We start from the raw sequence: 12,434 nt of genomic DNA, 5'->3' as shown, positions 1-12,434 counted from the left end.
TTCCCGTTGTTACCGGAATTGCCATTCCCGTTGTTACCGGAATTGCCGTTCCCGTTGTTACCGGAATTGCCGTTTGCCGACGCGAGAGCCGTTCGGATCGCAGCCCGATTTCCGGATCGCGCTGTCGCGGATCGATCGGAAACACGCGCGGACTCCACGGCCGAACGAGCCGATACCGCACCGTTTCCGCGTCCATTACCATTTGCGTTGCCGTTCGAGGACGACTTGGCCGCCCCCCGGCCTCCCGAGGCCTCGGCGCTGCGAACCAAACCGTTGGTAGCGCTGCTGATATCGATTTTAACCAATCCGACCGGCGCCGAAAGCACCGCCCCAGAAGCGACCTCCACGGTGGCTGCAGATGTGCCGCCTTCCGTTCCCGCATCAAGCGTTTCGCTCGGGGCAACATCCGGTGTGCCGTCTTCAACGGTTACCGCACTGTCCGTCTGGGTCGTCTCTGTCCCGTTGTCCACCGGCGCGCCATCCAGTTGCAGGCCGCTTCCGGAAGATGTCCGGGCTGTCTGCCCGGGACGCACCATGACTGCAGCGCCACTGGCCACGTCAGTGACCTGAACCGCCCCTTCAAGAACATGGACGAGACCTTTCCCTTCCCGGACATTAACCGTGAAGGACGTCCCTTTGACGACTGCCGCCATATAAGGCGTGACTACCTCGAAGTGCGGGGACGATTTCTTCTGAACTTTAAAAAGCGCCGTTCCGAGCGATTGCAGAATTCGCGTCCCCCAGCTCTTGTCCTGCTCGGGAATACTGATTTCCGTATTCGGGCCGACGATGATCGACTCATCACCGCGGATTAGAACCAGCCGGCCCCGATCCCGGGTCCGGATGACACTTCCCTCGTCAAGACGGCTATCGACAGATACTGGAGCGATACCATTGCCACCCCGGTCGATCTCGACATCACCCGAGATTTCCAGAATGGTCCAGTTTCCATCTTGCTGCGCCTGCGCGGGAGCAGTGCCCATGAAAAACACGATCAGGGCCAGACCCAAGATTACGTCGGTAGCTACTTTGATCGTTCTATTCATTTCGGTCTTCATCCTTAACCCGGCGTTTTTGCCGTTGGAGCCTTCGCCATGCTGGCAGATCCCCGTCGCAAGGCTGTTGTGCCTCTCACTTTATGGAAAATTTTCCATAAATTTGAAATAATCACTATTTATCAATAACTTACACGCTCTTATCTACGCTCTACACCAAACAAATTCAACAATATTATCTGGCGACAAAGTATTAATCACAGTTAACCACTTTTTTACTTATCTACGCTCGACTTCTAACTGAAAATAATTAATAATTAACTGAATAAAAACCACTTATAACCTTAATACCTCGATGGTCAGACGAAAAATTTACTTATACACATTTTTTTTGCTGTTACTGATTTTGCATGGGGCACGCACCCCTGCATGCGCTCAACAGAACCCACAGCCGCATTCGTCTCCCGATGCGCAGATCGAAGAACGGGTGCCCCGGGCGGCCGGGCGCACCTCACCTGAGCCCGAGACCCCGTTATCGCCCGAAGGTCATGAGCTATCAGAGCAGCAAGAACAGACTTTCCTGCTCGCGGCCGTCACACTCGAAGGTAACACCGTTTTCTCGCGCGCGGACCTGGCCCTTTATTATGAAGACATTCTCGCCCGGCTCGTAACCACCACCGACCTCCAGGCAGCTGTAGCGCAGATCACGAAACACTACCGTGACCGGGGATACTTCCTTACCCAGGCCTACCTCCCCCCCCAGGATCTGTCCTCGGGTATCGCCGTGATCCGGGTAGCGGAAGGCTATGTCGAACGTGTCGATTTCGAGGGCGACGGAGAGAGGGACGGATATGTCCGCCGGCTCGCCTCTGCAATTGACGAGTTCAGACCCATCAAACGGAAAGATCTCGAGCGGGTTTTGCTCCTGATCGGAGATTCCTTCGGCCGGGTCGTCGAGAATGCGGAGATGGCGGAGATAGATGCGCGCGACGGTCGATACGCCCTTCAGCTTACCCTGACGGCTAAACCGGAAAGCGGGGTGATCTCCTACGACAACCGGGGCACAGACTCATCCGGCAAGCACCAGCTCTGGGCATCCATTTCAAGCAACCGGCTTCTTGACCCGGACACCCAGCTGCGGGTCGGTCTTTTCACCATCCCCGATCAGCCACAGGAATTGCGCTACGGAGAATTGGAAATCAGTCGTTTCGTCGGCTCTAGCGGAACCACCGTCGGCGCAGCCCTCTCGGCGAGCGAAAGCGATGCCGGCGGAATCGATGCAATCGACGGGATCGAAGGCAACAGCCGACGCTTGGTCCTGAAGGCAGCACATCCGATCCTCCGGTCCACAGATACCAGCCTCTGGGTCAATCTCTCGGCCGATGTCCGGAGCGTCTCCGAAGAAGACAATGACGGCAGCAACTTCAAGGACCAGCTCCGGGTTCTGCGGAGCAATTTGTACATGTATGCAGAGGATGATTTCGGCGGCCAAAATCAACTCTTCGGTGAAATATCCGGCGGTTTGCCAATACTCGGCGCGTCCGGGGAAGGAAACCTTCGTTCCCGCCTCGGGGCTGACGCAGAATTTCTGAAGCTGCGCGCGTCGCTCACACGCCAGCAGGAGATCACCAAAGAAATCGGCATCCGGCTCCACGCCGCAGGGCAGGTCGCCGACGATGAGCTGCTCTCCTCAGAGGAATTCAGCCTGGGCGGATCCTCGATCGGCCGAGCCTATGATTTCAGCGAACTGACAGGAGATCACGGCGTCGGCGGCAGTATTGAGCTGCAATACGGCGACGGTTTGCAGGACGACTATTTCACCTGGTTCCAGATTTTCGGATTCTATGATTTCGGCATGGTCTGGAACAAAGGCGAGTTCGAGCAGCCCCGGGAAAGCCTTTCCTCCGCCGGAATGGGACTGCGCCTAAATCTGACGGACAGTATCCGCCTGCAACTCGAATACGCCCGCTCCCTGACACGTCCTGTCGATGATGATGACGGGAACTTCCAGCGCGTGTTCGTTGAACTGAGCAAGAACTTCTAACGCAATAACCGCCGCCGGCTATTCCTCAACCACAACTTTCGCCGCCGCTGCGATGGCGAGAGCGACGCGGCATAAGGTGATATTCTTAAAAAAAGGAGCGCTTTGGCGCTCCTTTTCTATTTCTGAGCTTGCTTCTGGCTCTGCTTCTGAGTGGTTGCGTGCAGTGGCCAAGCGACCTTCCGCCAGAGCAATGCAATCCATCTGCCGAGCCGCTGCCAGCGCCTAACTTCTCCACCAAGTAACATTCGATTCTCCATTCCGGATCTGCAGGATCATGCTTGCCGCTTGCCAAAGCAAGGCTTCTCAAGACTTTAGACTGCTCGACACCGGTCAATAGCCAGTCGTCCCAACTGTGAATGAACGACGTCAATCAACTCACGACATAACCCTAAACTGATAGGACGATGGCGAATACCGTGCGAAACTGTATTCTCGCATTCATAGAATAATGACTAGAAATCACCAGATTTCGGCAAGTCCCCGGAATTGCTGATTTCCACGCTCCGTTAACGTCTCCCTAAGCACTCCCATACTATTCCAATTGCAACTCAAAACCGCGGAGGGGGGCCTTATGACCTTGTGGATGAGCTGCACACGCCGGCTTCCAGCAATAGCACTTGTTGCCTGCATGACACTCGTCACGGCGGCACACGCGGACGATGCAAATCCGTTAACCCGCATGTCGCTCGAATATCTCATGAATATCGAGGTCACAACGGTCTCCAAACAACCTGAACGGGTTCAAAATGCCGCCGCTGCGGTTTACGTCCTGACCCGCGAAGAAATACGGCGCTCCGGCGCCAGCACAATCCCGGACGCACTGCGCCTCGTGCCCGGCGTGAATGTCGCGCAGATCAACGCCAATTCCTGGGCCGTGAGCATCAGGGGCTTCAACAGCCGCTTCGCCAACAAGCTGTTGGTCATGATCGATGGACGCAGCATCTATTCCCCCCTGTTTTCCGGCGTGTTCTGGGACAGGCACAGCGTTCCGATAGAAGAGATCGACCGGATTGAGGTGGTGCGTGGCCCCGGCGGAACGCTTTGGGGAGCGAATGCCGTCAACGGGGTCATAAATATCATTACCCGGCACTCCTCCGAGACGCAGGGACAGCAGGCGGAGTTCTCTGTCGGGACCGAGAAAGCCGGCGGCCTTTCGCTTCGCCAGGGAGCCTCGATCGGTGACGAAGCGACCTATCGCCTCTCCGCTCAATTCGATGGGTATAACGAGACGAAGCTGCCCGACGGATCCGGCGCAAACGATCAATGGGAGAACGGCCAGGCAAACCTGCGCGTCGACTGGACGCCGACGGTTGATGACGAAATCCTGATTGAGTCCGGATACAGCAGGGTGATGGCCGGTGACCGGCATACGCAGCCTTCCCTGTCGTTCCCCTACTCAACACTCCGCAACGGCGACATCGACCGTTACGGAGCCTTTGTCATGGGACGATGGAACCATCAGGTGAATGAGGCCTCCGATGTCTCCCTGCAGGGCTTCGTCGATCACCGCTACATGGATATCGACACTCCGATAGCCGAGGAATACCGCACCACAGCCGATCTTCAGGCCCAGCACGGGATCAAGCTGGGGGCTAAAACAAACCTGACATGGGGGGCGGGGTATCGCGCGATCTTCAGCGACATCCAGACAGGCGACTTCAGTCTCGACGCCGCCCCCGAAAGCGAAAACATTTTTGTTTACAACGTCTTCGCACAGGCATCTCGCAGGTTTTTCGATGACCAGGTTGAGCTGACGCTCGGCAGCAAGCTCGAACACCACTCCGTGTCCGGAACCGAGATCCAGCCCTCTGCCAGGGCACTCTGGAACGTCACGTCAAGGCATGCGGTCTGGACCGCAGTCTCGACCGCGGCTCGCACGCCAAGTACAGTCGAAAACACCGGCACCGTGCGAAACATTGTTGTCCCGCCCGGCACCCTGACCAATCCTTCCCCGCTGCCGCTAGTCCCGTCGATAGAAGGCGACAAAAGCCTGGATGCGGAGAGAGTAACCGCCTATGAGGCGGGTTATCACGGTCAGATATCGGAAACCGTCTCACTCGACGTCGCAGGCTTTATCAACAGCTATACAGACTTGCTTCTGGATTCAGATGTCGGCGTCAGCAGCATCAATACGAATTACGGCACGCCGTTCATCGAGCTGCCGATAAGCATCAACAACAAGGCAGAGGCCACGACCTACGGGTTCGAGTTTTCCGGGCTTTGGCAGGCGCGTGACAACTGGCGTCTGCGCGCGGGCTATGCCTGGCTTCATGAGGATATCAAGGCGCCGGCGGGAGCCGAGGGCAACGCGCCGGAACATCAGCTCACCCTTCAGTCCTTCTACGACATTGACGAAAATTGGCGCTTCGACACTGTCTTCCGCTTTGTCGACAATCTCGAAAACGCCGGGGCCGATGCATATCTGAACATGGATGCCCGACTGTCCTGGTCCCCAAACGATTCCATCGAAGTCGCACTCACCGGCCGCAATCTTCTGGATAGTGGATATCTGGAATACGGGAACGAGAGAGCCGATACACCGTTGCCGACAGCAAGCGAAGTCGACCGTAGCGTACTCCTCACCATGACAATGAAGTTCTGACATTGGTTAGACTTCCCACGATAACGCTCCCACGTGGTGCGGTTAGCAGCATATTGCTCACAGCTGCACTGTTCCTTGCGCTCAACGTGGTCTGGAATATTCTGCCAATCGGCGCCTCGGCACGCGCCAATGAGACGCAGAGAAGCGTCATTATCGCGGGTTTCCTCTATAATTTCGCCCAGTTCGCAACCTGGGACGGAACACCCTCCACAACAGATCCCATAGACTTCTGTGTAGAGCGGGGCAAGATTTCCAGCTGGGTTTTTCATGACTGGGACAACCTGCATATTCGCAAGCGGCCCCTTCTCGTCCATGAAGTTACCGCCCTACATTCCTCCGAGGAACTTGCCGGATGCGATCTTGCATTTGTCAGCAGCACTCTGGCGCCTCAACAGGAGTTATTCGACCTGGCGAACCAAAACCAGGTCCTGCTGGTTTCGGATTCGCCCGGCTTCGCAGCCTCCGGCGGACATATCGAGCTATTTCTCTCCGAGGGAAAATTCCGTTTTCGCGTCAATCTGGACAGCCTTGAACGCAGCGGCGTGAAACTGAGCTCACAAGTACTGCGCCTCGCGGAAATCATCGACCGGGATCGGAACTGATGAAGCGGCTCGGGAAAACCACTATCCGCAACAGGTTGGTCCACCTTTCGACCGCGATTAGCATAATCGCGGTCCTTCTGGTCACAACAGTTCTGGCCCTGCACGCCTACCAATCACGCCGCGCTGCCCTCACTCAGGAACTGGGCGCCATCGGAGCGATCCTCGCCTCAAACCTGCAGGCATCCCTGATGTTCCAGGATCGGGAAGCGGCAACGGAAACACTGTCAGCGCTTTCCTCCCGTGCCTTGGTTACCAGCGCAAGCGTCGTCGACAGTCAAAACCGGATCCAGGCCAGCTACGGGTCCCCGGTTGATGTAAAGGCCTGGCCCGTTAACGGATATGCGACGGTTGACGGGAGCCTGCTCCTGACCGTTCCCATTGTGCAGGACGGCATTGCGCTCGGGGTATTGAAGATATCGGCGTCTCTCGCCTCTTTGGACGCGGCGGTAACAGATATCCTGATGCTGAGCCTCGCCATCCTGGTCATTGCCGCACTAATGTCCTGGGTCCTGGCATCTCTTCTCGGCAAAGCGATCTCACGCCCGATCGAGCATCTTGCGCAGACGATGCAAACGGTCTCGGAATCGAAGGATTACCAGCAGCGCGCGGCACGGATGACGGATGACGAGACTGGTGCGCTCATCGATGGTTTCAATCATATGATCGACACCATCCAGAGCAATCATAAGGATCTCGCCGAAGCCCGTGACCGTGCGGAGAAAGCGAACCAGTCCAAGTCACACTTTCTGGCCACCATGAGCCACGAGTTACGCACCCCACTCAATGCCATTATGGGGTTTTCCGAGATCATCCGGGAGCGCTCATTCGGTGACAAGCCAATGACCTATTCCGACTATGCCCGCGACATCCACGACAGCGCCGGCTTTCTACTCGCATTGATTAACGACATTCTGGATATGGCGCGGCTGGACAGTAAGGTTTACAGCCTGTTCGAGGAAGAAATCGACATGGGTAAGATGACCCGTGCAAGCGTCACCATGATAGGCCCTCAGGCACAGGCGAAAAATCTGCAGGTGGAAACCGATTTCGAGGCGCACGGACCGTATCTTTTCATCGACAATCGCGGACTCAGGCAGGTGCTCCTGAACATCCTCGGCAATGCCGTCAAATTCACCCCTCCAGCAGGCCGCATTACTCTCACGGCGAAATTTAATGAGACCGGAGATTATCTGATCGACGTCTCGGATACCGGTCCGGGAATTCCCCAAGCGGACCTGCAACGCGTTCTTCAGCCTTTCGAGCAGGCCTCGTCAAGCCTGTCCCGGGAACATGGCGGCTCCGGGTTGGGCCTGTCGATCAGCGCCGCAATCATGGCCCTGCATGGCGGCTCCCTGACACTCTCCAGCGTGTTTGGAGAAGGCACCACCGCATCCATAGTGATCCCGGCATCCCGCGTAATCGACAAGGCTGACGGTACCGGCCAAACGGCCGAACAGCATCGTCCGAATATTTCCTAGCGCCTGACTTTTCCCGAGCCTGAGGCCTTCCGCTTAAGCAGGCGCCACAGCCTTTGCCGCGGCGGCGATAGCCTCTTCCGTCTGCACCAGATCCGCCTCGGTCAGGGCGAGCGAGATGTAGAACTTGCTGGGCGGCTTCAGGATGCCGTGCTGGCGCAGCACCGCGTTAAAGATGTCCGCCTGCTGCGGATTACCGTCCGCCCCGTCGCGGTAATTCTTCACCGGTTTGTCGGTGAATACCACATCGAACATCACCGGCTCGCCCACCACCTGATGCGCGACACCGGCAGCGCCGAGCTCGCGGCCGAGTGCCGTCATGATCCGCGTGCCGTTGGCATGGATTTTCTCGTAGGCGCCCGGTCGCTTCAGGATTTCCAGAGTCTTCAGCCCGGCAACGCTGGCCACCGGATTGCCGCTGAGCGTGCCGATCTGGAAAGTGAAGCCCTCGGCGCCGACCTTCGCCTTGTCGAAATGGGCCATGATCTCCTCTGACCCGGCGATGGCCGCCAGTGGGAAGCCGCCACCGATCACTTTGCCGAGGGTGCAAATGTCCGGGGTTACACCGTACTTTTCCTGACCGCCGCCATAGGCAAGACGGAAGCCGGTCACCACCTCGTCAAAGATCAGCACGATGCCGCGCTTGGCGGTTTCCTCCCGGAGCATCTCGTGGAAACCCGGCTCCGGCGGAATCAGTCGCTGCAACGGCTCCACAATCACCGCCGCGATCTCGTGGCCACGCTCCTCCAGAATGCCACGGACAAAGTCGAAATCATTGAAGGGCGCAACCAGCATGCCGTCGCGCACGACTTCCGGAATACCGGCGGAATCCGGCACGGCGAGCGGGAAATTCACACGCTTTTCCGGCGCGAGTGACATCAGCGAGTCCCCGGACATGCCGTGATAGCCGCCTTCGAATTTCAGGATCTTCTCGCGGCCGGTATGAGCCCGGGCGAGCCGCATGGCGTACATGTCCGCCTCGCTGCCGGTAGAGACGAAGCGAACCTGACCGGCACAGGCCATGGCGCCGGCGATTTCCTCGGCCAGCTGGATACCCTGCGCGTTGTTGGCAAAAAAGGTGAAGCCCGCCTTGATCTGCTCCTGCACCGCCTGCAGCACCTCGGGATGGCCATGGCCGACCAGCATCGGGCCGGAGCCGATCAGGTAGTCGACATATTCAGTGCCGTCCTCGTCCCAGACCCGCGCGCCCTCGCCGCGGGCGATCACCACGCCGGGATCGAAATTCCCGAAGCCGGCTGCGGGAAGCACCTTGCCCGCACGGTCCCGCCAGTCCTGAAGGGTCGGATTGCTGCTCATTTTGTCGCTCCCACGGCATGCGTCTGACACCATTCAGACACAAGCGCGCAGGGCGATGCAACGCGCACCGGACGCGCGGCCTTCATTTCGGGACGGCGTTGATCTTGAACTCCACCGACGCATACCAATCGGCCGCCGCCCGGATCTCCTCGTCCGACATCGCCGCGGCGATACCGTTCATGATCTCGTGCGTCCGCTTGCCCCGTTTGAAGGCTTTCAGCTGGGTGTCGATATAGATGTTGGTCTCCCCGGCGAGGTTGGGGGCATCTTCGAAAAGCGCAATGCCGTCGACGCCGTGGCAGGCCGTGCAGGCTTTCGGCGCATTGGCCGGATCGGTCCCGGCAGGCAGAGACGCTGTCGCCTTATGGGCGGCATACCAGGCCGAGACATCGTCGATCTGCTGTTCGCTCAGCCCAGACGCGACAACCGACATCATCTCATGACGACGGGCGCCGGATTTGAAGGCGCGCAATTGCCGCTGGAGATAGCTGCTCGGCTCGCCCCCGATATGCGGGGCGATAGGGATTTTCGCAAACCCATCGAGCCCATGACAGGTCCGGCACATATTCGCGACCTTGCGGCCGGCCGCGGGATCTCCTGAAAAAGCCGGAGCGGTCCCGGCAAGCATCAGCCCGCCGAGACCAACCAGGATTGCACGCCTCATTTGGCGTAGCTGATCCGGTAGAGAGCACCGGCCAGATCATCAGAAACCAGAAGCGATCCGTCCGGAAGCTGCGCCACATCGACCGGGCGGCCGAGATATTCGCCCGTCGCTTCATCCAGCCAACCTTCGGCGAACGGCTCCATCGCGGCACTGCCCTGATCGTCGATGAAAGTGACCATGACCCGGGCGCCGACAGGAGTGGTCCGGTTCCAGGAGCCGTGCTGGGCCGAGAAGATGGCGTTCCTGTATTTCTCCGGGAACATCCGGCCCGTATAGAAATGCATCCCGAGATCCGCCGCATGCGCGACCGTCGCGACAACCGGCATGACCGTGTCGGCCGGCGGCTCTTCTGACTTGTACTCGTTGGTGCGGGTGTCGCCGCCGCCATACCACGGATGGCCGAAATTCTGGCCCGCTGCCGTCTGCCGGTTCAGCTCGCCCGGCGGGATATCGTCGCCCATGCCGTCGACCTGGTTGTCGGTGAACCAGAGCTCCCCCGTAGCCGGATGGAAATCGTGACCGACCGAATTGCGAATGCCGTAGGTGTAGACTTCCCGGCCTGTACCATCGAGGTTCAGGCGGATCATCCCGCCGATGCCCCACTTGTTGTACAGATCCAGCTTGTCCTTCGGTGCCACATTGAAGGGCTGGCCGAGCGAGATATAGATCTTGCCGTCCGGGCCGATCCGGCAGACCCGCGCCGTGTGATTGAAGCTTTCCTCGTCCGGCGGGATCAGATCGCCCTTGGCGACAAGATTGAAGGCCGCAACGTCCGGGCTTTCGTAAAAGAACTCGGCGGCCGGGAACAGCAGAACCCTGTTCTGCTCGGCGATATAGAGAAAGCCGTCCTTGGAGAAACAGGGTCCGTTCGGAATGCTGAATGTCAGCGATGGCGCGAAATCCTTCACCTCGTCGGCAACGCGATCCTTGTTCCGGTCCGTGACCGACCAGACCTTGTCCTTGCGGGTGCCGACGAAAGTGACGATGCCCTGCGGGCCGACAGCCATGTGCCGTGCGTCGGGAACAACGGCATAAAGCTCGATCTTGAAGCCATCCGGCAGTTTGATGCGTTCCAGCGTCCTCTCGATGCCGGCAGCATAATCGCCACCTTGCTCGATAAAGGTGAACTCGGTGACGCCGGTGGTCTTGAAGCCCGACAGTTTTTCAAGATTGTCTGGAACCTGTCCGGACTGCGCGAAGGCGCCACCTGCAAAGAGCGACGCAGCCACGGCCAATACGATTATCTGTTTCATCAGATTTCCTCCCTGTTGGCACGCTTATGCAACCATGATTTGCGTCGCCACGTGGTAGGTCAACCCGATTCCGGTTTTTAAAATCCGCTAAAAAGATCCGTCATTGCCATCTGGCAGCGCACAGGAAAATTCATAATTTCGATCAGTGCTTGCGAAACAATCGGTTACAGGACTTCCGTCTGACGCAATCGAGGTTCAGGCTGGTACGGCAATCAGCAAACGCAGACGGCGCGCTACCAGCACGAAGACGGCGGACAGCCCGACGCACCAGAGCATCATGACCACGCCTTGCCGTTCCAGCGTAATCCCGGCATCGATCAGCAGACCCGTGATCGCCGGTCCAATGGCGGTGGAAAACACCATGGCCGAAACTGCCAACGCCCGGATTGCACCGAGATTGCGGGTGCCATAGAGCTCCGCCCAGACCGCCCCGTTGAGGGCGCTCGAAAACCCTGCACCAAAGCCGATACAGCCGAGCACTACACCCCAGATCCAGACCGCGTCGCTGGTGCCGAGCAGGACGATGCCGAGGCCGGTCGGCAGCAGGAAGAGCGGCAACAGGGTCAGCGCGCCGAACCCGTCGGTGATCCGGCCGGCAATGAAGACCGCGATCATGGCGCAGGCCGCATAGACCGGATAACCGGCAGCCATTTCGATCAGGCTCCAGCCCTTCTCGCCGGAGACATGCGCTTGATGGAAGAAGATTACCGTGCCGATGAAAGGCGGTGTCAGGATGCCGGGGAACAGCGCCCAGTAGGACCAGTGCCGGAGCGCTTCCGGCCGGGTCCAGTGCCTGCCCATAGCGCCAGTCGCCGGACCGCTGGTCTCGCTGCCCTGGGGTTCCCGGTCCCGGGCAAACAACACCCAGAGCGCGCCGCCGAAAACCACGACCAGTATCCCGGCGGCGAGCAGCCAGGTACCGCGCCAGCCAACCAGTGCCATGGCCAGAACCGCCAGCGCCGGCAAGACCGCCTCGCCGATACCGTAGCCCAGGCTGGTGATGGCGATCGCCCGCCCGCGCCGCGCCTGGAACCAGCGGGCCGTCGCCGTCATGCCGACATGGCCGATCATGCCCTGCCCGAAGAAGCGCAGGCCAAGGACCATGACGAAAAGCATGACGATGGATTCGTGCAGGGCCATGCCGACGCAGATCAGGGCGAAGCCGGCAATGACCAGCACCGCCAGAGTGCGCAAGGACATCGTATCGGCGAGCGGACCCGCCTTAATGAGCAAGGCTGCGGAGGTCAGCGTCGCCCCGGCATAGAGCGTTCCCCAGTCGCCGTCGCTGAGACCGTGCAGCGCCATGAACTGGCTGGCGAAGAGCGCGATGAAATAGGTCTGTCCGAAAGACGAGCCGAACGTGCACAGCAGGCCTGCACCGAGCCAGCGGGCATTTGCGAGGTAGAAATTGTTCCGGGGGCGATCAGAGTCCATTTCTCTGCTTGGCGTGGAAAACCATGGCATGTCAAGCAGATGAATGGT

Annotated in this window: 9 protein-coding genes; 4 read left to right on the top strand and 5 right to left on the bottom strand. The window is 58.9% G+C overall.

From position 1 onward, the window contains the following. The coding region (locus K328_RS0100655; protein ID WP_169721153.1) for a FecR family protein at positions 1-1,046 on the bottom strand (1,046 nt) is incomplete at its 3' end. A 436-nt stretch (positions 1,047-1,482) separates the two neighbouring features. On the opposite strand from K328_RS0100655, the gene K328_RS0100650 reads away from it, so the two are divergent. The 4 genes from K328_RS0100650 (at position 1,483) to K328_RS25460 (ending at position 7,721) form a co-directional block, all read left to right on the top strand. Further along, entirely contained in the window at positions 1,483-3,039 is a 1,557-nt protein-coding gene (locus tag K328_RS0100650) for a ShlB/FhaC/HecB family hemolysin secretion/activation protein (protein WP_028464325.1), read from the top strand. Positions 3,040-3,610: 571 nt separating this feature from the next. Beyond that, positions 3,611-5,641: a TonB-dependent receptor plug domain-containing protein gene (locus tag K328_RS0100640; protein ID WP_028464324.1), complete on the top strand. Its 2,031-nt coding sequence runs from the start codon at positions 3,611-3,613 to the stop codon at positions 5,639-5,641. Positions 5,642-5,694: 53 nt separating this feature from the next. Beyond that, positions 5,695-6,243, top strand: a complete 549-nt coding sequence (locus K328_RS25465; protein ID WP_028464323.1) for a YfiR family protein — start codon at positions 5,695-5,697, stop codon at positions 6,241-6,243. After that, positions 6,243-7,721 (top strand): HAMP domain-containing histidine kinase, encoded by a 1,479-nt coding sequence (locus K328_RS25460; RefSeq protein ID WP_051284228.1) that lies wholly within the window; start codon positions 6,243-6,245, stop codon positions 7,719-7,721. The genes K328_RS25465 and K328_RS25460 overlap by 1 nt, the downstream gene beginning before the upstream one ends. A gap of 33 nt (positions 7,722-7,754) precedes the next feature. On the opposite strand, the gene K328_RS0100625 is transcribed toward K328_RS25460, so the two are convergent. The 4 genes from K328_RS0100625 to K328_RS0100610 form a co-directional block, all read right to left on the bottom strand. Beyond that, on the bottom strand, positions 7,755-9,035 hold the full coding sequence (locus tag K328_RS0100625) for an aspartate aminotransferase family protein (protein WP_028464322.1): 1,281 nt from the start codon (positions 9,033-9,035) through the stop codon (positions 7,755-7,757). Positions 9,036-9,117: 82 nt separating this feature from the next. Continuing rightward, on the bottom strand, positions 9,118-9,699 hold the full coding sequence (locus K328_RS0100620; RefSeq protein WP_028464321.1) for a c-type cytochrome: 582 nt from the start codon (positions 9,697-9,699) through the stop codon (positions 9,118-9,120). Then, on the bottom strand, positions 9,696-10,952 hold the full coding sequence (locus tag K328_RS0100615) for a PQQ-dependent sugar dehydrogenase (RefSeq protein WP_028464320.1): 1,257 nt from the start codon (positions 10,950-10,952) through the stop codon (positions 9,696-9,698). Before K328_RS0100615 ends, K328_RS0100620 begins: the two co-directional genes overlap by 4 nt. 195 nt (positions 10,953-11,147) lie before the next feature. Beyond that, a complete protein-coding gene (locus K328_RS0100610; RefSeq protein ID WP_028464319.1) occupies positions 11,148-12,386 on the bottom strand; it encodes an MFS transporter in 1,239 nt (412 codons plus the stop codon). Positions 12,387-12,434 lie beyond the last annotated feature (48 nt).

This window comes from Nisaea denitrificans DSM 18348, from assembly GCF_000426505.1.
GTDB lineage: Bacteria > Pseudomonadota > Alphaproteobacteria > Thalassobaculales > Thalassobaculaceae > Nisaea > Nisaea denitrificans.
The sequence above is the reverse complement of the archived record's forward strand: the minus strand, read 5'-3'. Positions and strand labels throughout refer to the sequence as shown.